This window comes from Sedimentitalea arenosa (assembly GCF_016428585.1).
In the GTDB taxonomy this organism is placed as follows: domain Bacteria; phylum Pseudomonadota; class Alphaproteobacteria; order Rhodobacterales; family Rhodobacteraceae; genus Sedimentitalea; species Sedimentitalea arenosa.
On record NZ_JAELVR010000009.1, the window covers coordinates 195,758 to 217,894 of the forward strand.

At 62.8% G+C, this 22,137-nt stretch carries 25 protein-coding genes; 19 read left to right on the forward strand and 6 right to left on the reverse strand.

Annotated features, from left to right (window positions below; all coding sequences use genetic code 11):
- The first annotated feature begins 14 nt into the window (after positions 1 to 14).
- From rpoZ to recO, 10 genes are all read left to right on the forward strand, one after another.
- A complete protein-coding gene (rpoZ, locus tag JF290_RS14160) occupies positions 15 to 368 on the forward strand; it encodes a DNA-directed RNA polymerase subunit omega (RefSeq protein ID WP_199025544.1) in 354 nt (117 codons plus the stop codon).
- Between the two features lie 31 nt (positions 369 to 399).
- Positions 400 to 2,532 carry a RelA/SpoT family protein gene (locus tag JF290_RS14165; protein WP_199025545.1) on the forward strand — a complete coding sequence of 711 codons (2,133 nt, stop codon included), beginning with the start codon at positions 400 to 402 and terminating at the stop codon, positions 2,530 to 2,532.
- A 29-nt stretch (positions 2,533 to 2,561) separates the two neighbouring features.
- The gene (locus JF290_RS14170) at positions 2,562 to 3,218 is read left to right on the forward strand and encodes a DUF2062 domain-containing protein (RefSeq protein WP_199025546.1); all 657 of its coding nucleotides are present in this window, start codon (positions 2,562 to 2,564) and stop codon (positions 3,216 to 3,218) included.
- A gap of 32 nt (positions 3,219 to 3,250) precedes the next feature.
- Positions 3,251 to 3,997 (forward strand): pyridoxine 5'-phosphate synthase, encoded by a 747-nt coding sequence (locus JF290_RS14175; RefSeq protein ID WP_199025547.1) that lies wholly within the window; start codon positions 3,251 to 3,253, stop codon positions 3,995 to 3,997.
- Between the two features lie 16 nt (positions 3,998 to 4,013).
- Positions 4,014 to 4,424: a holo-ACP synthase gene (gene acpS / locus JF290_RS14180; RefSeq protein WP_199025548.1), complete on the forward strand. Its 411-nt coding sequence runs from the start codon at positions 4,014 to 4,016 to the stop codon at positions 4,422 to 4,424.
- A gap of 66 nt (positions 4,425 to 4,490) precedes the next feature.
- Positions 4,491 to 5,327 carry a signal peptidase I gene (gene lepB / locus JF290_RS14185; protein ID WP_199025549.1) on the forward strand — a complete coding sequence of 279 codons (837 nt, stop codon included), beginning with the start codon at positions 4,491 to 4,493 and terminating at the stop codon, positions 5,325 to 5,327.
- Positions 5,324 to 6,010 carry a ribonuclease III gene (rnc, locus tag JF290_RS14190; protein ID WP_199025550.1) on the forward strand — a complete coding sequence of 229 codons (687 nt, stop codon included), beginning with the start codon at positions 5,324 to 5,326 and terminating at the stop codon, positions 6,008 to 6,010. Before lepB ends, rnc begins: the two co-directional genes overlap by 4 nt.
- Positions 6,007 to 6,903 carry a GTPase Era gene (era, locus tag JF290_RS14195; protein WP_199025551.1) on the forward strand — a complete coding sequence of 299 codons (897 nt, stop codon included), beginning with the start codon at positions 6,007 to 6,009 and terminating at the stop codon, positions 6,901 to 6,903. The genes rnc and era overlap by 4 nt, the downstream gene beginning before the upstream one ends.
- 88 nt (positions 6,904 to 6,991) lie before the next feature.
- Complete coding sequence (locus JF290_RS14200) at positions 6,992 to 7,321, forward strand: DUF1491 family protein (RefSeq protein WP_199025552.1); 330 nt, start codon at positions 6,992 to 6,994, stop codon at positions 7,319 to 7,321.
- Positions 7,322 to 7,361: 40 nt separating this feature from the next.
- On the forward strand, positions 7,362 to 8,087 hold the full coding sequence (gene recO, locus JF290_RS14205; protein WP_199025553.1) for a DNA repair protein RecO: 726 nt from the start codon (positions 7,362 to 7,364) through the stop codon (positions 8,085 to 8,087).
- Here the strand turns inward: recO and JF290_RS19740 are convergent.
- Positions 8,071 to 8,595: an META domain-containing protein gene (locus JF290_RS19740; protein ID WP_268912018.1), complete on the reverse strand. Its 525-nt coding sequence runs from the start codon at positions 8,593 to 8,595 to the stop codon at positions 8,071 to 8,073. The genes recO and JF290_RS19740 overlap by 17 nt on opposite strands.
- Positions 8,483 to 10,180: an acyl-CoA dehydrogenase family protein gene (locus JF290_RS14215; RefSeq protein ID WP_199025555.1), complete on the reverse strand. Its 1,698-nt coding sequence runs from the start codon at positions 10,178 to 10,180 to the stop codon at positions 8,483 to 8,485. The genes JF290_RS19740 and JF290_RS14215 overlap by 113 nt, the downstream gene beginning before the upstream one ends.
- Positions 10,181 to 10,325: 145 nt before the next feature.
- On the opposite strand from JF290_RS14215, the gene JF290_RS14220 reads away from it, so the two are divergent.
- On the forward strand, positions 10,326 to 11,093 hold the full coding sequence (locus JF290_RS14220; RefSeq protein ID WP_199025556.1) for a sulfite exporter TauE/SafE family protein: 768 nt from the start codon (positions 10,326 to 10,328) through the stop codon (positions 11,091 to 11,093).
- Positions 11,094 to 11,149: 56 nt separating this feature from the next.
- Here JF290_RS14220 and JF290_RS14225 read toward each other — a convergent pair whose 3' ends face one another.
- Positions 11,150 to 12,748, reverse strand: a complete 1,599-nt coding sequence (locus JF290_RS14225; RefSeq protein WP_199025557.1) for a phosphoenolpyruvate carboxykinase — start codon at positions 12,746 to 12,748, stop codon at positions 11,150 to 11,152.
- 324 nt (positions 12,749 to 13,072) lie between these two features.
- On the opposite strand from JF290_RS14225, the gene JF290_RS14230 reads away from it, so the two are divergent.
- The 7 genes from JF290_RS14230 to JF290_RS14260 are packed head-to-tail and all read left to right on the forward strand — an operon-like array spanning position 13,073 to position 18,424.
- Positions 13,073 to 13,774: a response regulator transcription factor gene (locus JF290_RS14230; RefSeq protein ID WP_199025558.1), complete on the forward strand. Its 702-nt coding sequence runs from the start codon at positions 13,073 to 13,075 to the stop codon at positions 13,772 to 13,774.
- Positions 13,775 to 13,783: 9 nt separating this feature from the next.
- A complete protein-coding gene (locus tag JF290_RS14235) occupies positions 13,784 to 15,472 on the forward strand; it encodes a sensor histidine kinase (RefSeq protein WP_199025559.1) in 1,689 nt (562 codons plus the stop codon).
- A 22-nt stretch (positions 15,473 to 15,494) separates the two neighbouring features.
- A complete protein-coding gene (locus JF290_RS14240; RefSeq protein ID WP_199025560.1) occupies positions 15,495 to 15,929 on the forward strand; it encodes an HPr kinase/phosphorylase in 435 nt (144 codons plus the stop codon).
- Positions 15,926 to 16,819, forward strand: a complete 894-nt coding sequence (gene rapZ / locus JF290_RS14245; protein ID WP_199025561.1) for an RNase adapter RapZ — start codon at positions 15,926 to 15,928, stop codon at positions 16,817 to 16,819. Before JF290_RS14240 ends, rapZ begins: the two co-directional genes overlap by 4 nt.
- Positions 16,816 to 17,226 carry a PTS sugar transporter subunit IIA gene (locus tag JF290_RS14250; RefSeq protein WP_199025562.1) on the forward strand — a complete coding sequence of 137 codons (411 nt, stop codon included), beginning with the start codon at positions 16,816 to 16,818 and terminating at the stop codon, positions 17,224 to 17,226. Before rapZ ends, JF290_RS14250 begins: the two co-directional genes overlap by 4 nt.
- Positions 17,223 to 17,492 carry an HPr family phosphocarrier protein gene (locus JF290_RS14255; RefSeq protein ID WP_199025563.1) on the forward strand — a complete coding sequence of 90 codons (270 nt, stop codon included), beginning with the start codon at positions 17,223 to 17,225 and terminating at the stop codon, positions 17,490 to 17,492. Before JF290_RS14250 ends, JF290_RS14255 begins: the two co-directional genes overlap by 4 nt.
- A gap of 35 nt (positions 17,493 to 17,527) precedes the next feature.
- Complete coding sequence (locus JF290_RS14260; RefSeq protein WP_199025564.1) at positions 17,528 to 18,424, forward strand: lysophospholipid acyltransferase family protein; 897 nt, start codon at positions 17,528 to 17,530, stop codon at positions 18,422 to 18,424.
- A 48-nt stretch (positions 18,425 to 18,472) separates the two neighbouring features.
- Here the strand turns inward: JF290_RS14260 and JF290_RS14265 are convergent, their stop codons facing one another.
- Entirely contained in the window at positions 18,473 to 19,348 is an 876-nt protein-coding gene (locus JF290_RS14265) for a 3-hydroxybutyryl-CoA dehydrogenase (RefSeq protein WP_199025565.1), read from the reverse strand.
- A gap of 162 nt (positions 19,349 to 19,510) precedes the next feature.
- On the opposite strand from JF290_RS14265, the gene JF290_RS14270 reads away from it, so the two are divergent.
- Complete coding sequence (locus JF290_RS14270) at positions 19,511 to 20,338, forward strand: DUF6473 family protein (protein WP_199025566.1); 828 nt, start codon at positions 19,511 to 19,513, stop codon at positions 20,336 to 20,338.
- Between the two features lie 52 nt (positions 20,339 to 20,390).
- On the opposite strand, the gene JF290_RS14275 is transcribed toward JF290_RS14270, so the two are convergent.
- On the reverse strand, positions 20,391 to 21,317 hold the full coding sequence (locus JF290_RS14275) for an electron transfer flavoprotein subunit alpha/FixB family protein (RefSeq protein WP_199025567.1): 927 nt from the start codon (positions 21,315 to 21,317) through the stop codon (positions 20,391 to 20,393).
- Positions 21,317 to 22,075, reverse strand: a complete 759-nt coding sequence (locus tag JF290_RS14280; RefSeq protein WP_199025568.1) for an electron transfer flavoprotein subunit beta/FixA family protein — start codon at positions 22,073 to 22,075, stop codon at positions 21,317 to 21,319. The genes JF290_RS14275 and JF290_RS14280 overlap by 1 nt, the downstream gene beginning before the upstream one ends.
- Positions 22,076 to 22,137: the final 62 nt, after the last annotated feature.

A 22,137-nucleotide genomic window follows, 5' to 3' on the forward strand; every position in this document is an offset into this window, starting at 1 on the left:
AGATGGAGTGCCCGATGGCCCGCGTAACGGTAGAAGACTGCGTCGACAAGGTTCCGAACCGATTCGAACTGGTGATGCTGGCCGCTCACCGGGCGCGCGAAATCTCCGCCGGCGCCGCGATCACGGTCGACCGCGACAACGACAAGAACCCCGTCGTGTCCCTGCGCGAGATCGCGGAAGAAACCCAGCGCGCCGACGATCTGCGCGAACGCCTGATCGAAAGCAACCAGAGCCAGATCGAAGTCGACGAGCCCGAAGAGGACAGCATGGCGCTCCTGATGGGAACCGAAGCGGACAAGCCGGCCGAGGACGACATGTCCGAAGAAATGCTTCTGCGCCAGTTGATGGAGGCGCAGGGTCAGGGCTGAAACCGCCACGACCCTTCGAGGTGCGGACCGGATGATTGCAGTTGATGATCTGATTGCGCTGGTCCGCAACTACAACCCGAAAACCAATGCGGAACGCATCGCGTCGGCCTATGCCTACGGGATGCAGATGCACGAGGGCCAGTTCCGGCATTCGGGCGAGCCCTATTTCTCGCATCCCGTTGCGGTGGCCGCGATCCTGACCGAGCAACGGCTGGACGATGCGACGATCATCACGGCGCTTCTGCACGACACGATCGAGGACACCAAGGCCTCCTATCGCGAGGTCGAGTCCCGCTTCGGGACCGAGGTCGCGGAACTCGTCGACGGCGTCACCAAGCTGACCAACCTGCAACTGTCGAGCACCGAGACAAAACAGGCCGAGAATTTCCGCAAGCTGTTCATGGCCATGTCCAAGGATCTGCGGGTGATCCTCGTGAAGCTGGCGGACCGGCTGCACAACATGCGCACGATCAAGTCGATGCGGCCGGAAAAGCAGGTCCAGAAAGCGCGCGAAACGATGGATATCTATGCGCCGCTGGCCGGGCGCATGGGGATGCAATGGATGCGCGAGGAGTTGGAGGACCTGAGCTTCCGCGTGCTGAACCCGGAAGGCCGGCAATCTATCATCCGGCGGTTCATCACATTGCAGCGCGAAACCGGCGACGTGATCCACCGTATCACCGGCGACATGCGGCATGAGTTGGAAAAGGCAGGGATCGAAGCGGAGGTCTTCGGCCGTGCCAAGAAGCCCTATTCGATCTGGCGCAAGATGCAGGAGAAGGAGCAGGGGTTCTCGCGCCTGTCCGACATCTACGGCTTCCGTATCATTACCGCGAGCGAGGAGGATTGCTACCGCACGCTCGGCGCGATCCACCAGCGCTGGCGCGCGGTGCCGGGCCGGTTCAAGGACTACATCAGCCAACCCAAGACGAACGGTTACCGGTCGATCCATACCACCGTGTCAGGACGTGACGGAAAACGGGTCGAAGTGCAGATCCGCACCCGCCAGATGCATGACGTCGCCGAAACCGGCGTCGCCGCGCATTGGTCCTATCGCGACGGGGTGCGCAGCGAAAACCCGTTCGCGGTCGATCCGGCGAAGTGGATCTCCGGGCTGACCGAACAATTCGACGCCGAGGAGGACCACGAGGATTTCCTCGAGGCGGTCAAGCTCGAGATGTATTCGGACCAGGTCTTCTGCTTCACGCCCAAGGGCGACGTGGTCAAGCTGCCGCGCGGCGCCACCCCGATCGACTATGCCTATGCGATCCATACCCGGATCGGCGGCTCCTGTGTCGGCGCCAAGGTAGACGGTTTGCGCGTGCCGCTCTGGACGCGGCTGAAGAACGGGCAATCGGTCGAGATCATCACCGCCGAAGGACAGACGCCGCAGACCAGCTGGCTGGACATCGCGACCACCGGAAAGGCCCGCACCGCAATCCGCCGCGCCCTGCGAGAGCTCGACCGGGAACGGTTCGTCAAGCTGGGACAGGAACTGGCGCGCGCCGCCTTCGAACATGTCGGCCGCAAGGCGACAGACAAGGCGTTGTCCACGGCCGCCAAGCACCTGCGCCTGCGCGATCGCAAGGAGTTGCTGGCGCGGCTTGGCAGCGCCGAACTGACCGCGCATGACGTGGTGCAGGCGGTCTATCCCGATCTCGCGCCGGATCAGGGGGACCAGATATCGCCGCGCCGTGCCGTGATCGGCCTGTCGCCGGGCCAATCCTTTGAAAGGGCGCCCTGTTGCCAGCCGCTGCCCGGCGAACGCATCGTGGGCATCACCTTCCGCGGCAAGGGTGTGGTTGTCCACGCGATCGACTGCGACAAGCTGAGCGAGTACGAGGATCAGCCCGAACGCTGGATCGACCTGCATTGGCACAGCGGGACGCACCCGGCGGTCTACGGCGCGACGCTGGACCTGACGATCGGGAACGACGCCGGCGTCCTGGGACGTATTTGCACATTGATCGGTGAAAAAAAGGCCAATATCAGCGACCTTGAGTTCATCGACCGGAAACCGGATTTTTACCGGCTGGTCGTCAAGGTCGAGCTGCGCGATGTCGAGCAGCTGCTGTCCCTGATGCTGGCGCTCGAGGCCGACAGCGATGTCGCGGCGGTGGAACGCTATCGAGAAAAGGCCAAGGTTCGCGCCTCGGTCAGTTGAGTTGGACCGGGACAGTAGAGGACGCTCCCTTGGTATTCAGACGCCGTGACCGACGCCCGATGCTGCGCGCCACAGCGGATTTCCTGTATCCCAAGGGCGGCTGGACCCGCGCGTTTCACTATATCAAGCACCGCGTCAGGCGCTTGCCCGACACGCCCGAACGGATCGCGCGCGGCATCTGGGCCGGAGTGTTCACGACCTTCACGCCTTTCTACACCGTGCATTTCCTGGTTGCTTTCCTGATCGCGCGGCTGCTGCGCGGCAACATCCTGGCGGCGTTGATGGCTACCTTCTTCGGCAATCCGCTGACCTACGTGCCGATCGGCTTCGTGTCGCTGAAGACCGGTCATTTCCTGCTGGGCGACACGATCGAAGAGCAGGCGGCGCGCTCGTTCGGCGGCAAGTTCGTCGACGCGGGCGGCGACCTCAAGAACAATTTCCTGGCCCTGTTCACCGATCGCGAGCCCGATTGGCACGGACTCAGCGTGTTCTATGACGAGGTCTTCCTGCCCTACCTTGTGGGTGGCATCATCCCGGGCGCCATCACCGCGACTGTCTGCTATTTTCTGAGTGTACCGCTGATCCGCGCCTATCAGAACCGGCGCAAGAAGATCATCAAGAAGAAATTCGACGCGATCCGCAAAAAAGCCGAAGCGAAGGCTGACGGCGTGGCCAAAGCGGACTAGTGTCACACGAGACACCTTGACGGAATCCGACCATGACAGACCATCGACTGCGCCTTGGCGTGAACATCGACCATGTGGCGACCGTGCGCAACGCGCGCGGCGGCGATACGCCCGATCCGCTGCGGGCCGCGCGGATCGCAGAGGCGGCGGGGGCCGATGGCATCACGGCGCATCTGCGCGAAGACCGGCGCCACATCAGCGATGCCGATATCGACGGGCTGATGGACGTGCTGAGCATCCCGCTCAACTTCGAGATGGCCGCGACCGCGGAAATGCAGACCATCGCGCTGCGCCACAAGCCACACGCGGTCTGCATCGTGCCGGAGAAACGCGAGGAACGCACAACAGAAGGCGGGCTGGAGGTCGCGCGCGAGGAAAACCGCCTTGCTCATTTCATAGCGCCGCTGCGCGAGGCCGGATGCCGGGTGTCGATTTTCATCGCTGCGGACAAGCGCCAGATCGAGGCCGCGCACCGGATCGGAGCGGAGGTGATCGAACTGCATACCGGCGCCTATTGCGACGCGCACCATGAGGGCCGGCACGAGGACCGCGACCGCGAACTGGAGGCGCTGCGCGAGATGTCGACCTTCGCCCACGGTCTGGGTCTTGAGGTGCACGCCGGGCATGGTCTCACCTATGACACGGTGCAGCCGGTCGCGGCCTTTCCCGAGGTGCGCGAGCTCAACATCGGTCACTTCCTGATCGGCGAGGCGATCTTTCGCGGACTTGAACCCGCGATCTCTGAAATGCGCCGCCTGATGGACACGGCCCGGTCCTGAACGAAGCGTGGGCGCGATGATTCTGGGCATCGGCACGGACCTGGCCAATATCGACCGGATCCAGAACACGTTGGACCGGTTCGGCGACCGCTTTCGCAACCGCGTTTTCACTGACGTCGAGCAGCGCAAGGCCGAGCGTCGCCGTGATGTCGCCGGCACCTACGCCAAGCGGTGGGCCGCCAAGGAGGCGTGCTCCAAGGCGCTTGGCACCGGGTTGCGCATGGGTATCGCCTGGAAGGACATGGCGGTCAGCAACCTGCGCACCGGACAGCCGGTGATGCATGTCACGGGCTGGGCCGCAGAGCGCCTCGCAGAGATGACACCGGCAGGGTACGAGGCGATCATTCATGTCACTCTGACAGACGATCACCCCTGGGCGCAGGCCTTCGTGGTAATCGAGGCCCGCCCCGTGGCCGACCTACCGTGACTGCGCCTTGACACTGACCAAACCGGCCCGCATGTAGCGCCCAAACCAGCAAGACCGGAGAGCCGAATGGCCGATGACGCCAAAAAGGGAAACGCGATCGTCGAAACGATCAAGACCATCGTCTATGCCCTGCTGATTGCCGGCGTCTTTCGCACGCTGTTCTTCCAGCCGTTCTGGATTCCCTCCGGGTCCATGAAGGAAACGCTGTTGATCGGCGATTTCCTTTTCGTCAACAAGATGGCCTATGGCTATTCCTATGCGTCCTGCCCCAGCGTCATCATGCCCGGCATCGGTATCAACATCGACGCCGAGGACATCTGCGGCATGTTCCGCGGCGACAACAGCCGCCTTTTCGGCTCCGAGCCCGAGCGGGGCGATGTCGTCGTGTTCCGCCACCCCGTCACCGGGCGCGATTTCATCAAGCGTGTCGTGGGACTGCCCGGTGACCGCATCCAGATGCGCCAGGGTGTCCTGTCGATCAATGACGTTCCGGTCGAACTGACGCCGGATGGGGTGTTCACCGAAACCTTCGAACCGCAGGGTCCGCAGGGAACGCGCCCGCGCTGCGCCAACGGTCCGGTCGGACAGGGCGGCGCCTGTGAAAAGCTCCGCTTCATCGAAACCTTCCCCGAAGGTGGTTCGCACATCGTGCTCGACATCGGACCGCAGAGCATGGACGATACCGGGGTCTATATGGTGCCCGAGGGACATTTCTTCTTCATGGGGGACAACCGCGACAATTCGAGCGACAGCCGTCTGCCCCAGAGCGCCGGCGGCGTCGGCTTCGTGCCGTTCGAAAACCTCATCGGCCGGGCGGATCGCGTGATGTTCAGCTCCGCTGGTCGCTCGATGCTGTTTTTCTGGACCTGGCGTGGCGACCGGTTCTTCAAGGCGGTGGAGTGAAACTCTCGGCCGAGCTTCAGGCGTTCCAGCGCCGGATCGGCCACGAGTTCACCCGGCCCGACCTGCTGGTGCGGGCGTTGACCCACGGGTCGGTGTCCTCGCAGACCCGTCCGGACAACCAGAGGCTCGAATTCCTCGGCGATCGTGTGCTTGGCCTGGTGATGGCGACGGCGCTTCTGGAGCGTGACAAGTCGGCCAGCGAAGGGCAACTGGCGCCCCGGTTCAACGCTCTGGTGCGCAAGGAAACCTGTGCCGACGTTGCGCGCGATATCGACCTGGGCGCGGTGCTCAAGCTGGGCCGATCCGAGATGCTGTCGGGCGGGCGGCGCAAGCAGGCGCTGTTGGGCGACGCGATCGAGGCCGTGATAGCCGCCGTCTACAAGGATGGCGGGTTCGAGGCCGCTCAGGCGATGATCCTGCGCCTCTGGGGCAAACGGATCGATCTGGTCGACGCGGATGCGCGCGATCCAAAGACCGCTTTGCAGGAATGGGCGCAGGCGCGCGGCGAAACCCCGCCCGCCTATGTCGAGCTTGAACGGTCGGGTCCGGATCACGCCCCGGTCTTTACGATGGCGGCACGCCTGCAGAGCGGTACCGAGGCCCGCGCAAGCGCGAAATCCAAGCGCCTCGCCGAACAGCGCGCAGCCGCAATGCTGCTACAACAACTGGAGGACGACGCATGAGCCGCGCCGGATTCGTCGCCCTGATCGGAGAGCCGAACGCAGGCAAGTCGACCCTGTTGAACCGAATGGTCGGGGCCAAGGTCTCGATCGTCACTCACAAGGTGCAGACCACACGGGCCCGCATTCGCGGTGTGGCGATGGAGGGCGAGACGCAGATCGTCTTCGTCGATACACCGGGCCTGTTCCAGCCGCGCCGTCGGCTGGACCGCGCCATGGTCGCGGCCGCCTGGGGCGGTGTGGCCGATGCGGACTGTGTTGTCCTGCTGATCGAAGCGCATCGTGGTGTCACCGAGGGCGTCGAGCGGATTCTCGAGGGTCTCGGCGAAAGCCACAAGGTGGCACTGGCGATCAACAAGATCGACCGTGTCAAGGCCGAGGTCCTGCTCGCGCTCAGCAAGGACATGAACGATCGGTTCGCCTTCGCCGAAACCTTCATGATCTCGGCCGAAAAGGGCCACGGGGTCGAAGCGCTGCGTAAATGGCTCGCGCAGGAAATGCCGGAAGGCCCGTGGCTCTATCCCGAGGACCAGATCGCCGACCTCCCGATGCGCATGATCGCAGCAGAAATGACGCGCGAGAAACTCACCCTGCGCCTGCACCAGGAATTGCCCTACCAGATGACGGTGGAAACCGAGGCCTGGGAGGAACGCAAGGACGGTTCGGCACGGATCGACCAGGTGATCTACGTCGTCCGCGATGGCCACAAGGGGATCGTTCTTGGCCACAAGGGCGAGACGATCAAAGCGGTCTCGAAGGCCGCCCGCGAGGAGATCGCCGCGTTTCTCGGACGCAAGGTGCATCTCTTCCTGCAGGTCAAGGTGCGGCCGAACTGGCTGGAAGAGGCCGAACGCTTTTCGGAAATGGGACTGGATTTCAAGGACGGAGACGGGTGACCGGATTGCCTCGCTTCATCTTCGTCCAAGTACTCCCGCCGGAGGCGTCCGCCCCAACCGCTCTCGCCGCACCCCGCCGCTGCACCCCATGACGCGCCTTACCGCGTCCTTCTGGGTGCAGGCCTACCTGACACGACTGCGCCTCTCGGACATTCCGGCCTTCGTGGTCCATCACGGGGACGACGTCGCCGGTGCGGTGCTGGTCAAGCTCAACACGCTCGACGGGCAGGCGCGGGCGTTTCAGCGCAGTTTCGACCTGCAGACTGGGGCGCGCCGCTGGATCGAACTGCTCGGCGGGATCGAGGGTGAGGTCGACGCCGCCATCGCGCGGCAACGCGGTTTCGATCCCGATCTCTGGGTGATCGAAGTCGAAGATCGTGGCGGGCGGCATTTGCTTGACGAGCCCGGTCTGGACTAGGGTGAGGCGGTCAAACACAGCGACAGGGCAGCTCTGATCCATGGATTGGCGCGATCACGGAATTCTTCTGACGTCTCGCCAACATGGCGAAACCTCGGCCATCATCGACGTGTTCACCCGCCGTCATGGTCGCCATTCCGGTGTCGTGCGCGGTGGCACCAGCCGCAAGATCGCGCCGATCCTGCAGCCGGGCGCCCAACTCGACCTGGCCTGGCGTGCGCGGCTCGAAGATCACCTCGGTACCTACCAGGTCGAACCGCTGCGCAGCCGCGCCGCCGCCGCGCTGTCCGGTCGGCTGGCACTGGCCGGGTTGAATGCGGTGACGGCGCTGCTTAGCTTTTGCCTGCCCGAGCGCGAGGCCCATTCCGATCTCTACCAGCGCAGCGAGCAACTGCTCGACCTGCTCGGGCAGGACGATATCTGGCCCTTGGCCTATTTGCGCTGGGAACTCGCCTTGCTGCAGGACTTGGGCTTCGGGATCGATCTTTCCGCCTGCGCCGCAACCGGTGCAACCGAGGAGCTGGTCTATGTCTCGCCCAGGTCCGGGCGGGCGGTGTCACGCGCGGGGGCAGGTGAATGGGCGGACCGCATGCTGCCGCTGCCGCCGGTCATGCGCGGCGAAGGTCTGGCCCCGGATGAAGAGATCGCCATCGCGCTCGGGACGACCGGCCATTTCCTAAAACACAGGCTCGCCCCGGCCCTTGGCCATGCTCAGGTGCCCGAGGCACGCGGCCGGTTTATCGATGTGTTCAGCCGTCGGCTCTGAACACCATTTCGCCTCCGGAATCATTGCGCAAGATCAGGACATCGCCGGACACTTCCGATTGCGTCATGCCGGCCAGCGCGGAAAGAACCGTGGCATCAGCGCGACAGGGCGGCGTGCTTCGTGGAACAGGTCGGATTTCAAACCATGGGTAGGGCGCGGCCAGTTCGCCGGCGAACTCACCGCAGGCGGTTCGCCCCTGTATCTGTCCAGCCGCGGCGAAGGTCAGCAAGAGAGGCGGAGGTCGGGTGTCGCCTTTCACTTCGACGAGGCGCCAAACCCGGTGGTCCGCCCCATACGCGGTGAGTGTTTCATCGCCGGCGCAGCCCGTCAGCGGGAGACACGCCAAACCTGTCAGGGCGCGCCGCAATGCGACTCTGACCGCGCAAGGGGCGATCTTATCCCAGCAAGCGACGGGCGATGACTTGCGCCTGGATTTCGGCGGCGCCTTCGAAAATGTTGAGGATCCGGGCGTCGCAGAGCACGCGGCTGATCTTGTATTCCAGTGCAAACCCGTTGCCCCCATGAATCTGCAGGCCGTTGTCGGCCGCAGCCCAGGCGACGCGGGCGCCAAGCAGCTTGGCCATCCCGGCCTCGAGATCACAGCGCCGGCCCTCGTCCTTCTCGGTGGCGCTGAAATAGGTCAGCTGCCGCGCGACCATGATCTCGACCGCCATCATCGCCAGCTTGCCCGACACACGCGGGAAGTTGATCAGCGACTTGCCGAACTGCTTGCGGTCGATCGCGTATTGCATCGAGATGTCGAGCGCCGACTGCGCAACGCCGATTGCGCGCGCGGCAGTCTGGATGCGGGCGGATTCGAACGTCTCCATCAGCTGCTTGAAGCCCTTGCCCTCCTCGCCGCCGAGCAGGTTCTCGCCCTTGACGTGGAAGTTGTCAAAGCCCAGCTCGTATTCCTTCATGCCGCGATAGCCCAGAACCTCGATCTCGCCCCCGGTCATGCCTTCGGTCGGAAAGGGGACGTCGTCCGTGCCGGGAGTCTTTTCGGCCAGGAACATCGACAAGCCGCGATGGTCGGTGCTGTCGGGATCGGTGCGCGCCAGCAACGTCATCACATGGGTGCGCGCGGCATGGGTGATCCATGTCTTGTTGCCGGTGACGCGGTAGTCTTCGCCATCCTTGACCGCGCGGGTGCGCAGGGATCCGAGGTCGGACCCGGTATTGGGTTCGGTAAAGACGGCAGTTGGCAGGGTCTCGGCGCTGGCCAGCCGCCGAAGCCACTTCTCTTTTTGGGCGTCGGTGCCGCCGCAAAGGATGAGTTCGGCCGCGATTTCAGAGCGTGTTCCGAGCGAGCCGACGCCGATATAACCGCGTGACAGTTCTTCGGACACGACGCACATTGATGCCTTGGACAGGCCAAGACCGCCGTATTCCTCGGGGATGGTCAGGCCGAACACGCCCATCTCGGCCAGTTCCTCGATGATTTCCATCGGGATCAGTTCGTCCTTGAGATGCCAGTCATGGGCAAAGGGTTCGACCTTCTCAACAGCATAGCGGCGGAACTGTTCGCGGATCATCTCGAGCTCTTCTTCGAGCCCAGAGGCACCGACCGTTATGTTGGCCGAGTGTTCTTGCATCAACTCGACAAGGCGGCTCCGTGCGGCCTGGCTGTTGCCGTTTTGCGTCAGGGTCATGATTTCCGGTGTCATCATCCCGCGCATGTCGTCCTGGCTCAGCCCGATATCCTGGGCGCGCAGGATTTCGCCCTGGCTCATCGGGATGCCGCCGTAGATCTGCCAGAGATACTCGCCGAACGCGATCTGGTGGATCAGTTGTTCGGTCTCGCCGAACTTGCCCTGCTCGCTCAGGCGTTCCGCCCAGCCCTGCATCTGACGCAGGCTCTGTGCGTACGTGGCCAGCCAGGCCAGGCCGTGCGCGGCGGTCTGATGCGCTTCGATCAGGGCACCAGAGACACGCCCCCCCTCGCTGACCATGTCGCGCACGCGGTTGCGCGCGATGTCCAGAATGCCGTCGACCGGAGCCACGGCCGCGCCGGTCAACGTCAGGAGATCCGGCAGGATCACGGTTTTTGCACCTTTGGTCGCCACTGTCACATCCTGTCCGTCATGAGCCATGAATCACATCCTTCTCTGCTTGCCCCGGTCCTAGTCACTTCGCAGGTGCAGCGCAACTTAAATACGGCATTGATGCTCCAAAAGACCAATTGTTGCGCGTCGCTTTTCTTGCTGCATCCGCGTAGGGCGATGGTAAGAGACGTTTATGGCATCTCTCTTTACCCTTTTATCTCCGTCAGAGCTAGCGCTGGCCTTCGCCGTGACCACTCTTGCCGGGCTGGTCAAGGGGCTGGTCGGTTTCGCGATGCCGATGATCACGATGTCGGGGCTGGGCATGTTTCTCGCGCCCGAGCTTGCGTTGGCGGGCTTGATCCTGCCGACTGTCGTCGCCAACGGGCTACAGGCCCTGCGCCAAGGGCCACGGGCAGCGCTGGGATCGGTGCGCCGGTTCCGGGTGTTCCTGTTGGTCGGGCTCGTCTTCCTGCTTGCGAGTTCGCAGCTTGTCCGGGTGTTGCCGGATGCGACGTTGCTGTTGCTGATCGGCATTCCGATCACGCTGTTCTCTCTGATGCAATTGATCGGCCTGCGCTTTTCCCTGGCCGCGCCAAGCCGGGCGATCGAAGCCGCCGTCGGTGCCGTTGCCGGGTTCATCGGCGGGTTGTCGGGGATCTGGGGGCCGCCGACAGTGGCCTATCTGACCGCTCTGAACACGCCCAAGGCGGACCAGATGCGCATCCAGGGCGTGATCTACGGCATGGGCGCGGTGGCTTTGCTCGGCGCGCATGTGGGGTCGGGTGTGATGCGGGTCGAGACTCTGCCGTTCTCGTTGGTGCTGATCCCGCCCGCGCTTTTGGGGATGTGGCTGGGCGGGCGTTTTCAGGATCGTATCGATCAGGAGACCTTCCGCCGCGCCACGCTGGCTGTGTTGCTCTTGGCGGGCCTGAACCTCGTCCGGCGTGGCCTGATCGGGTAGAGAAAAAAGGCCCCGAAGTTTTCCGGGACCTGATTGTTGCCGCGACGAGATCGTGTTCAGCCGATGGCTGCGGCTTTCACGTCCTCATCGATATAGGGCAAGTACTGCTCGAAATTGGTGGCGAACATCTCGACGAGTTCCGCGGCCTGCTTGTCATAGGCCAGCGGGTCGTCCCAGGTGCGGCGAGGGTCCAGCAGAACCTCGGCAACGCCCGGCGCGCTGACCGGAACCTCGAAGCCGAAATTCGCGTCCTTGCGGAACTCGACCTCGGAGAGCGAGCCATCCAGCGCTGCCGTCAACAGCGCGCGGGTCGCCTTGATCGGCATCCGCGAGCCGGTGCCATAGGCGCCGCCGGTCCAGCCTGTATTGACCAGCCAGCAGGTTGCGCCATGGGTGGCGATCTTCTCGCGCAGCAGGTTGCCATAGACTTCGGGTCGACGCGGCATGAACGGCGCGCCGAAACAGGTGGAGAATGTCGGCTGGGATGTCGTCACGCCTCGCTCGGTGCCGGCCATTTTCGAGGTGAAGCCCGACAGGAAGTGATACATCGCCTGCGCCGGGGTCAGCCGAGCGATCGGGGGCAGAACACCGAACGCGTCGCAGGTCAGCATGATGATGTTCTTGGGATTGCCCGCAATGCCGGTTTCCGACGCGTTCGAGATATAGTGCAGCGGATAGGCGCAGCGCATGTTCGCCGTCAGGCTGTCATCCTCGAAGTCGAGCGCGCGGGTTTCCTCGTCATAGACCATGTTCTCGATCACAGTGCCGAACTTGGTGGTCGTGGCGTAGATTTCGGGCTCCGCCTCGGGGCTGAGATGGATGGTCTTGGCATAGCAGCCACCTTCGAAGTTGAAGATGCCGCGATCGGACCAGCCATGTTCGTCATCGCCGATCAGGACGCGGTCGGGGTCTGCCGACAGCGTGGTCTTGCCGGTGCCCGAGAGGCCAAAGAAGATAGCCGAATCCACCGGGTTGCCCTTGGCGTGGTTGGCCGAGCAATGCATCGGCATCACGTTCTTCTCGGGCAGCAGGTAGTTCATCATCGAGAAGATCGATTTCTTGTTTTCGCCCGCGTATTCGGTGCTCGCCACCAGGATCAGCTTGCGGTCGAAATTCATCGCGATGACGGTTTCGCTGCGGCAGCCGTGCCGCTCGGGGTCGGCCTTGAAGGATGGGCAGTTGATGACGGTGTATTCGGCGACGAACCTGTCCAGTTCCTCGCGTTCAGGGCGGCGGAACATGTGACGGATGAACAGGTTGTGCCATGCCAGTTCAGTCACCAGGCGCACATTCAGTCGATGCACCGGGTCGGCGCCGACGAACATGTCCTGAACGAAGTATTCGCGCGATTTCATGTGCGCGATCATGTCGTCATAGAGCCTGTCGAACGCGTCGGGCGTCATTGGCGCGTTGTTGTCCCACCAGATCGTGTCCTCTGTCGTGGCCGTGCGGACGACGTGCTTGTCCTTGGGAGATCGACCGGTGAATTTGCCGGTTTCGACCATGAATGAACCGCCCTGACCCAGAGAGCCTTCGCCGAGGCGCAGCGCCGCTTCGATGATGGCGGGTTCGAGAAGGTTGTAGTGGACATTCTCCACGCCTTCGATCCCTTGATCTTGCAGGCGGAAATTCGGGTTTACCCGTCCGGATGTCATGAGGTCGTTTCTCCTGTGTGGGGCCTCGTCTGGCAGGGTCCGCGCAGGCGGCGAGCCCGGTCAGGCACCTTTGCCAGCGGCTTTAACATGAGGCTTCGTGAAGTGAACAGGGCGCTTCATCGCAGTTAGCGCAACCAAGGCTGATTTTAGCGCAACCATGAAAATGCGACCTTCATAGGCGTGCCGGGATCGGAGCGAGTTCAGGCATTAATAACCCTTTCTTGCCCTAATCGTCGCCGAGCGTTCCGGTGATTCGCGGCTTTGCCGTTTCCCGGTGTTTCGCGTCCGCACTGCGGACAAGCCAAGTTAGACAAGAGGTTTTCGATGTCAAAGATTGCATTGGTTGACGACGACAGGAACATCCTAACCTCCGTCTCGATGACACTGGAGGCGGAAGGGTTCGAGGTCGAAACCTATAATGACGGGCAGTCCGCGTTGGACGCGTTCAACAAGAAACTGCCCGACATGGCCGTGCTCGACATCAAGATGCCGCGCATGGACGGCATGGACCTGTTGCAGCGCCTCAGACAGAAGAGCCAGATGCCGGTGATCTTCCTGACCTCCAAGGATGACGAGATCGACGAGGTGCTTGGCCTGCGAATGGGGGCCGACGATTACGTCAAAAAGCCGTTCTCGCAGCGCCTTCTGGTAGAGCGGATCCGCGCACTCCTGCGCCGGCAGGACGCCGTTTCGGGCGATATCGAAGGTGCGGGCCCCGAGTCCAAGGTGCTGGAGCGCGGCGCCCTGAAGATGGACCCGTTGCGCCACGCTGTCAGTTGGAAGGGGCAGGACGTCTCGCTGACTGTAACTGAATTCCTGCTGCTTCAGGCCCTGGCCCAACGACCGGGCTTCGTGAAGAGCCGCGACCAGCTCATGGACGTCGCCTATGACGATCAGGTTTATGTCGACGACCGCACGATAGACAGCCATATCAAGCGTTTGCGCAAGAAGATGCGCAATGCCGACGAGAGCTTCTCGGCGATCGAAACGCTTTACGGAATCGGTTATCGCTACAACGAAGAATAGAGCGATCTGATGAGCAGTGCCGACGTGACCGTGGCGGCCGCCACCGATGTGCCATCGGCAGCTGGCGTTGCGACCGCGCAAGGACCGCGGCACGACCGTCTCGGGGGGGCGCCGCGTCGGATGAGGTCGCTGCGCGCGTCTCCGCTGACCCGCAAGATCATCATGTTCAACCTGATCGCGTTGAATGTTCTCGTCGCTGGTATCCTCTATCTCAACGGCACCCGCGAAAGTCTTGTTCTGCAACGCGCCAGTGCGCTGGTCGGCGAGGCCGAACTGATCGCGAACGTATTCGAGGCACGATTGACCAATGCGGCGCGAGTCGCCGACGATCTGGGCACAACGGATGCGCTGAAGGGACTGAGGCTCAGGAACGGTGTCGATGTCTATGTCTTTGACCATGACGCAAGGCTGGTCGCGCATACGCGCGGAACCAACCAGAGCCGCGCGCTGAACTCGCTGGACAGAAGTGATGCAGGCGGCACGCCGATCAACGATGCGCTTGCCTCAATCTGGCGCACGCTGTCCACGATCGTCACGCCCGATTCCGACCAATCTCATCGCGAGGTGGCAGAGCAACTGCAAACCCTCGTTCCTGACGCAGTCGCACAGGGCACCCAGGTGAAAACCGGGCTGGATACCGCGGGCGGCACGGTGATTTCCGCCCTCACGCCGATCCTGCGTGATGGTTTCGCTGCGGGGGTCGTTGCCGTCGCCAGCCCATCGGGAGAGATCGATGCGCTGGTGCGCGGGGAGCGTGAACGGGTTCTCGAGATGTTCGTCGTGGCCGCACTCGTCTCGGTCGGCCTGAGTCTAGTGTTGTCCTCGACCATCGCCAATCCGCTTGCCGATCTGGCCGAGGCGGCGGAGTTGGGGCGTGAGCGCAACACCCGCGACACACGTCCGGGCAGGATCCGCATTCCCGACCTGTCGGAGCGATCCGATGAAATCGGACGACTGTCGCGCGCGCTTCGGGGCATGGTGGCGGCCCTCTACAACCGGATCGAGGGCAACGAGCAATTCGCTGCCGACGTCGCGCATGAAATCAAGAACCCCTTGGCGAGCCTGCAATCCGCCGTCGGCACCCTGCGCGTGGTCAAACGGGACGACCAGCGCGACAAGTTGCTCGATATCATCGCGCATGACGTCCGCCGGCTCGATCGGCTGGTCAGTGACATCTCGAACGCGTCGCGGCTCGATGCCGAACTGGTGAAGGAGGAGGAGCAGACCTTCGATCTGCTCGCCATGCTTGGCAATATCAACCGGTATCTGGGAGAAGATGCCCGCTCCAAAGGGATTACGTACCTGACGGATCTCCCCAAGACGCCGATCATGATCCAAGGGCTGGAGGCACGCCTCGCCCAGGTTTTCGTCAACCTGATCGGGAACGCGATATCCTTCTGCGAGGAAGGCGATGCGATCCGGGTTTGGGTCCGCCGGAGGGACAGCCGGGTGCTGGTCGTTGTCGAGGACACAGGCCCGGGTGTGCCGGAACAGGCCTTGTCCAAGATATTCAAACGCTTCTACTCGCAACGGCCGGAAGAGCATTTCGGCAACAACTCGGGGCTCGGACTTGCAATTTCCAAGCAGATCGTCGAAGCCCATGGCGGTGTGATCTGGGCGGAAAACATCCGCCCCACGGCAGCCGACATCACGTCCGATCCACTCGGGGCCCGGTTCGTGGTGGGATTGCCGATCTGACGGGACACAACCGGAGGCCGAAATGCGGACCCATCACAGCCAGACGGTACACGGAACCTGCGTGGCTCTGTGCGGACGTGGCCTCCTGCTTATCGGTGCATCAGGCAGTGGCAAGTCGTCGCTGGCCTTGTCTCTGATGGCGATGGGCGCCACCTTGGTGTCCGATGACAGGGTCGTTCTCAAATCGGAGGAAGGCATGATGACCGCGACGGCTCCTACCGGCATCGAAGGCCTTATCGAGGCACGCGGGGTGGGTATCCTGACGGCCAAGTCACTGGAAAGCGTGTCCGTCGCGGCCGTGGTCGATATGGACAGGGTGGAAGCCGCGCGCCTGCCCGCAGCGCGGCAAACCTCGTATCTCGGCACGTCGATTCCGCTGCTGCACAAGGTCGACGCGCCGCATTTCGCGGCCGCGCTGCTGCAGTTCCTCAAATCCGGACGGCACGCGCCGACATGACGGGCCTGCCTCTTGTCCCCTCACAATTGGTGCTGGTCACCGGCCCGTCTGGCGCGGGCAGATCGACTTCAATCAATGTGCTCGAAGACCTCGGCTTTGAGTCGATCGACAATCTTCCCTTCCATCTGCTTCCGAAGCTGTTGGAAGGGCCGGGGCCGCAACGACCGCTGGCGCTTGGCGTGGATACGCGCAACCGGGATTTCTCAACTGCAGCGCTGACCGATCTCATCGGAGACCTGGCCGGGCAGGCCGAGACCGAATTGACCGTGCTGTATCTTGATTGTCGCAGCGATGTCCTGCTGCGCCGCTTCTCGGAAACCCGGCGCCGTCATCCGCTTGCACCTGCCGAGAGTCCGGAAATTGGCGTCGGGCGCGAACTCGACCTGCTGGCGCCGATCCGGGACTTGGCGGATATCCTGATCGACACCTCGGAACTGAACGTGCATCAGCTGCGAGCCGAGATCGAACGTTGGCTCGCGCCCGGAGGACGCACACCGCTTGCGCTGTCGGTTCAGTCGTTCTCCTACAAGCGGGGGCTGCCGCGCGGGATCGACATGGTGTTCGATTGCCGTTTCCTGTCCAATCCCTATTGGACGCCACCGCTGCGTGTTCTCGACGGTCGTGATGAGCGCGTCAGGGCGCACGTGATGTCGGATCCGCGCTTCGCGCCCTTCTTCGACCGGGTGCTGGACCTGACGTTGTTGCTTCTTCCTGCCTATGTCGACGAGGGCAAGTCCCATTTCTCGATCGCGTTCGGTTGCACCGGAGGCCAGCATCGTTCCGTGGTTCTGGCCGAAACGCTGGCGAAGGCCCTTGCGGAGCATGGACAGCAAGTGTCAATTAGGCACCGTGAGCTGACGAGCCACAACACTGACGAGAGGCCGGGGTGATCGGAGTCGTAATCGTGGCGCATGGCGGGTTGGCCAGAGAGTACCTGGCCGCGATCGAGCATGTCGTCGGAGTGCAACCGGGGATACGCGCCATCGCGATAGAACCCGACCACGACCGCTCGGCCAAGCAGAGCGAGATAACCACAGCAGCGAACGCGGTGGATTCGGGCGATGGAGTCGTCATCGTCACGGACCTGTTCGGCGGATCTCCCTCGAATTTGAGCCTGCAGGCCTGCGCGCCCGACAACCGCCGGATCCTCTACGGCGCGAACCTCCCTATGTTGATCAAGCTGGCGAAAAGTCGCCAATTGCCGGTTTCCGACGCCGTCAGGGCGGCGATGGAAGCGGGCAAGAAGTACATCAACTCACAGAATATAAGCTCTGACCAAGGCGGCTCGACGGAATGACCCACCGAAGACTGAAGATCGTGAATGAGAAGGGTCTGCATGCCCGTGCCTCGGCAAAGCTCGTGGAGGTCGTCGAGGGCTTTGACGCGCGCGCCGAGGTCTCGCGCGACGGCATGTCGGCCTCGGGGGACAGCATCATGGGCCTTTTGATGTTGGCAGCATCCAAAGGAACCAGTATTGACGTTCAGACCACCGGACCGGACGCCGAGGCGCTGGCGGATGCGCTTGAGGCTCTGGTCGCGGACAGGTTCGGCGAAGGCGTCTGACCACGCCGAACGGCAAGAGATACGGGAAAAGGCCATTGGCGGACACCGCACAGGACAGCAGACCGGGCGTCGCCGCGGAGCCGGAGACCTCACGCGGCGAGGTCTATGATCGGCGTACGCTGACCTATGCCAATTCGTTCGACGATCCCTGGACGGCGTTCGCGATCCGGGCGATCGAATGGTTCACCGGCAAGATCACGATCTTGCGCATGGTCAGCCGGTTCGAGAAGACCAACGAACAGTATCGCGGCCAGAAGTTCTGGCGCGGCGCGCTGAACGTGATGGGCATCGACCTTTTGACGCCGCCTGAGCAGCTAGACCACATTCCCAAGGAGGGACCTGTCGTCGTGGTGGCCAACCACCCGCACGGAATGGTCGATGGCATGATTTTCGCCGACCTGATCGGCCGCGTGAGACAGGACTATCGGATCCTGACGCGCTCCGTGCTGACCGGTCTGGACGAAGCCGCGACATCCTTCATGATCCCGGTGCCGTTCCCGCACGATCCCGAAGCGCAACGAAAGATGGTCGAGATGCGCGCCAACGCGATGGCGCATCTGCAGAACGGCGGTGTCGTCGCGCTGTTCCCGTCGGGTGTCGTCATGTCGTCGGACAGCTGGTTCGGTCCGGCCATCGAACGGGAATGGAATGTCTTCACCGCAAAGATGATCCGACGCTCGGGCGCCAAGGTCGTGCCGATCTATTTCCCGGGCAATAACTCCCGCGCCTACCAGATCGCAAACCGGATCTCTCCGGTGCTGCGCCAGGGGCTGTTGCTGCATGAGATCGTTCGCTCGTGCAACAAGCCGCAGGCGCCTGTCGTGGGCCCGCCAATCAGCGACGCGGACATGAAGCGGCTGGAAACCGACCCGCGTGGCTTCATGGCATGGCTGCGTGAGCATACGCTGAACCTGAAATCACAGGTCGATTGACCGGACACGACAAGGGCGTCTCTCAAGGGCTTTGAGACGACCGGGGCGTCAGCGGGTCGGAACGGGTACCTCTCCCCGATAGTCGTAAAACCCGCGCTGCGTCTTGCGGCCAAGCCAGCCGGCCTCGACATACTTGGTCAGCAGCGGACAGGGACGGTATTTCGTGTCGGCCAGACCGTCATGCAGCACGTTCATGATCGCAAGGCAGGTGTCCAGACCGATGAAGTCGGCCAGCTCGAGCGGACCCATCGGATGGTTCGCACCCAGCTTCATCGACTGGTCGATCGACTGCACGTTCCCCACGCCCTCATAGAGCGTATAGACCGCCTCGTTGATCATCGGCATCAGGATGCGATTGACGATGAAGCCCGGGAAATCCTCGGCGCTGGCGGCAGTCTTGCCCAGCCGGTCCACCACCTCGCGGCAGGCCGTGTAGGTCGGCTCGTCCGTGGCGATGCCCCGGATCAGTTCCACCAGTTGCATTACCGGAACCGGGTTCATGAAATGGAACCCCATGAACCGTTCCGGCCTGTCTGTGCGGCTGGCCAGCCTGGTAATCGAGATCGACGAAGTATTCGACGTCAGGATCGTGTGCGGTTGCAAATGCGGTTGCAGGTCCTCGAAAATCGCCTGTTTCACGCTTTCTCGTTCGGTGGCGGCTTCGATGACCAGATCGCTTGCGCCGAGGTCCGACAGCGCGAGCGTCGTGCCGATACGCTTCATCGCCGCCGTCATATCGGCCTCGGCGATCTTGCCGCGCGACACCTGCCGCGCCATGTTGCCGTCGATTCCGGCCAAGGCCGCGTCAAGCGCCTCCTGGCTGATGTCGGTCATCAGCACGTCATACCCGGCCAGCGCCATGACATGCGCGATCCCGTTGCCCATCTGGCCCGCTCCGATCACGCCGATTGTCTGAATGCTCATGAATGCGCCTTTCGCCTTTTGTTGCCTGATCTTACCGGTGCCGCACGGGCCGCGACAAGGGGGTGCGGCCGCAACAGTTTGCGTCAAATGCACAAGTTAGCCGAATCGCAAGGATTCGACGTCACCTTCGATGTCGGGTGAATACAAATACTGGTGGGTATGATGAGTTTCGAGGTCCCAAGCGCACGCGCGCTTGATGATGTTCCCTGTCGTTATGGCGAGTCGAGGTTGCTGGTGCGGGGGCCGCAACGTGATCTGGGGGTGCCCTATTTCGCTTTCTTGGGCAGCAGCGACACCTATGGCAAGTTCGTGCATCGGCCGTTTCCCGCGCTTCTCGAAGAGCAAGTATCAACAACCTGCGTCAACCTCGGTTGCGCGAATGCGGGGGTTGATGCATTTCTCAACGATGCCGAATTGATCCGTGTCGCCGGGGCCGCAAGGGCGGTCGTCGTACAAGTGATGGGAGCACAGAACCTGTCAAACCGGTTCTACCGGGTGCATCCGCGTCGCAATGACCGGTTCCTCGAGCCGACCGCCCTGTTGAGCAGGGTCTATCCCGAAGTCGATTTCACGGAGTTCAACTTCAACAAGCACATGCTGACCGCATTGTGCGCCCTGTCGCCCGACCGATTTGCCGCGATCCGGAGCGAACTGCGCGAGGCGTGGGTTGGTCGCATGAACTTGCTGATCGAGTCGCTGAAAGCACCTGTGCTGCTGCTCTGGCTGCGCCGTGAGCAGTCGGGCGCGGAGGCGGGGTCCGGTCAACTGGGGTCTGATCCGTTGATGATCACTCGCGACATGCTGGACAGCCTGGCGCCACATTGCGCCGACGTGATCGATCTGCAAGTTCAGCCGGCAGGTATCACGGGGGAAGCCGCCATGATGGTGCATGGCCCGCTTCAGGCCCCTGTGGCCGAAAGCTCGATCGGGCCGGATACGCATATGCTGATCGCCGATCGATTGGCCGAGGCCCTGCGCGACCACGCATGAAAAAGGCCCGCCAATCGGCGGACCTTTCGTGCAATGCAGGCTGTGTCGTGCCTTAGAGTTTCTCGGTCAGTTCCGGTACGGCGGTGAACAGATCCGCAACGAGTCCGAAATCGGCGACCTGGAAGATCGGTGCCTCTTCGTCCTTGTTGATCGCGACGATGACCTTGCTGTCCTTCATGCCGGCGAGGTGCTGGATCGCTCCGGAGATGCCGACCGCGATGTAGAGATCGGGCGCGACGACCTTGCCGGTCTGACCGACCTGCCAGTCGTTCGGGGCATACCCGGAGTCAACCGCAGCGCGCGAGGCACCAACAGCAGCTCCAAGCTTGTCCGCCAGTTTCTCGATCAGGGCGAAATCGTCCTCGGACCCGACGCCGCGACCGCCGGACACGACGACACCGGCGCTGGTCAGTTCAGGACGATCGCTTTCGGCGACCTTGTCCTCGACCCAGGACGACAGGCCGGGATCGGCCACCGCGCTGATGGTCTCGATGGGGGCCGCGGCGCCTTCGCCTGCGGCGTCGAAGGTCGACGTGCGGAACGAGATGACCTTCTTGGCGTCGCTCGACTTGACCGTCTGGATCGCGTTGCCGGCATAGATCGGGCGTTCGAACGTGTCGGCATCGACCACGCCGGATGCGTCGGAAATGACCATCACATCAAGCAGCGCGGCGACGCGGGGCAGGACGTTCTTGGCATCCGTGGTCGCCGGCGCAACGATATGATCGTAATCACCCGCCAGGCTGACGATCAGCGCCGCGGTGGCTTCTGCCAGCCGGTGACCCAGCGACGGATCCTCTGCGACCAGCACCTTGGAGACGCCTTCGATCTTGGCGGCGGCTTCGCCTGCGGCGGCGGCCGATGCACCACAGCACAGGGCGGTCACGTCGCCCAGCTTGGCAGCCGCGGTCACGGCCTTGGCCGTTGCATCCATGGCCAGTTCGCCATTGTTGACTTCTGCGAGAAGAAGAACAGCCATCACACAGCCCCCACTTCCTTGAGTTTCGCTACCAGCTCGTCCACCGAGCCGACCTTGATTCCGGCAGCCCGTGCGGAGGGTTCCGAGGTTCCGACGACCTGCAGCCGCGGCGAGACGTCGACGCCGTAATCTTCGGGCGTCTTTTCATCCAGCGGCTTCTTCTTGGCCTTCATGATGTTGGGCAGCGAGGCATACCGCGGTTCGTTCAGACGCAGGTCGACTGTGACGATCGCCGGCATCTTGACCTTGATGGTCTGAAGACCGCCATCGACCTCGCGGGTCACGATCGCGTGGTCGCCGTCCAGTTCCAGTTCGGAAGCGAAGGTACCCTGCGACCAGCCGAGCAGGGCGCTCAGCATCTGGCCGGTGGCGTTCATGTCATTGTCGATCGCCTGTTTGCCGCACAGGACGAGGCCTGGCTGCTCTTCCTCGATCACCGCTTTCAGGATCTTGGCAACGGCCAGGGGTTCGATATCGGTGTGCACGTCGTCGGTTGCCACGACCAGGATCGCCCGGTCGGCCCCCATCGCCAGAGCGGTCCGCAGGGTTTCCTGGCTTTGCTTGACGCCGATCGAGACAGCGACGATCTCGTCGGCCTTGCCGGCCTCCTTCAGGCGGATCGCCTCTTCCACGGCGATTTCGTCGAACGGGTTCATCGACATTTTCACGTTGGCCAGATCGACACCGCTTCCGTCCGCTTTCACACGCACTTTCACGTTGTAGTCGATCACGCGCTTGACAGGCACCAGTACCTTCATCTGCGGTTCTCTCCTCAACACAACCCGAGCCGGTCTTCGACTCGGTTTCTAACGTTCCCGAC

What these genes read in the sequence shown, in the direction of transcription:
- rpoZ (WP_199025544.1), top strand. Translation starts at nt 15, where the DNA reads ATGGCCCGCGTAACGGTAGAAGACTGCGTCGACAAGGTTCCGAACCGA.
- JF290_RS14165 (WP_199025545.1), top strand. Translation starts at nt 400, where the DNA reads ATGATTGCAGTTGATGATCTGATTGCGCTGGTCCGCAACTACAACCCG.
- JF290_RS14175 (WP_199025547.1), top strand. Translation starts at nt 3,251, where the DNA reads ATGACAGACCATCGACTGCGCCTTGGCGTGAACATCGACCATGTGGCG.
- acpS (WP_199025548.1), top strand. Translation starts at nt 4,014, where the DNA reads ATGATTCTGGGCATCGGCACGGACCTGGCCAATATCGACCGGATCCAG.
- lepB (WP_199025549.1), top strand. Translation starts at nt 4,491, where the DNA reads ATGGCCGATGACGCCAAAAAGGGAAACGCGATCGTCGAAACGATCAAG.
- era (WP_199025551.1), top strand. Translation starts at nt 6,007, where the DNA reads ATGAGCCGCGCCGGATTCGTCGCCCTGATCGGAGAGCCGAACGCAGGC.
- JF290_RS14200 (WP_199025552.1), top strand. Translation starts at nt 6,992, where the DNA reads ATGACGCGCCTTACCGCGTCCTTCTGGGTGCAGGCCTACCTGACACGA.
- recO (WP_199025553.1), top strand. Translation starts at nt 7,362, where the DNA reads ATGGATTGGCGCGATCACGGAATTCTTCTGACGTCTCGCCAACATGGC.
- JF290_RS14215 (WP_199025555.1), bottom strand. Translation starts at nt 10,180, where the DNA reads ATGGCTCATGACGGACAGGATGTGACAGTGGCGACCAAAGGTGCAAAA.
- JF290_RS14220 (WP_199025556.1), top strand. Translation starts at nt 10,326, where the DNA reads ATGGCATCTCTCTTTACCCTTTTATCTCCGTCAGAGCTAGCGCTGGCC.
- JF290_RS14225 (WP_199025557.1), bottom strand. Translation starts at nt 12,748, where the DNA reads ATGACATCCGGACGGGTAAACCCGAATTTCCGCCTGCAAGATCAAGGG.
- JF290_RS14230 (WP_199025558.1), top strand. Translation starts at nt 13,073, where the DNA reads ATGTCAAAGATTGCATTGGTTGACGACGACAGGAACATCCTAACCTCC.
- JF290_RS14235 (WP_199025559.1), top strand. Translation starts at nt 13,784, where the DNA reads ATGAGCAGTGCCGACGTGACCGTGGCGGCCGCCACCGATGTGCCATCG.
- JF290_RS14240 (WP_199025560.1), top strand. Translation starts at nt 15,495, where the DNA reads ATGCGGACCCATCACAGCCAGACGGTACACGGAACCTGCGTGGCTCTG.
- rapZ (WP_199025561.1), top strand. Translation starts at nt 15,926, where the DNA reads ATGACGGGCCTGCCTCTTGTCCCCTCACAATTGGTGCTGGTCACCGGC.
- JF290_RS14255 (WP_199025563.1), top strand. Translation starts at nt 17,223, where the DNA reads ATGACCCACCGAAGACTGAAGATCGTGAATGAGAAGGGTCTGCATGCC.
- JF290_RS14265 (WP_199025565.1), bottom strand. Translation starts at nt 19,348, where the DNA reads ATGAGCATTCAGACAATCGGCGTGATCGGAGCGGGCCAGATGGGCAAC.
- JF290_RS14270 (WP_199025566.1), top strand. Translation starts at nt 19,511, where the DNA reads ATGAGTTTCGAGGTCCCAAGCGCACGCGCGCTTGATGATGTTCCCTGT.
- JF290_RS14275 (WP_199025567.1), bottom strand. Translation starts at nt 21,317, where the DNA reads ATGGCTGTTCTTCTTCTCGCAGAAGTCAACAATGGCGAACTGGCCATG.
- JF290_RS14280 (WP_199025568.1), bottom strand. Translation starts at nt 22,075, where the DNA reads ATGAAGGTACTGGTGCCTGTCAAGCGCGTGATCGACTACAACGTGAAA.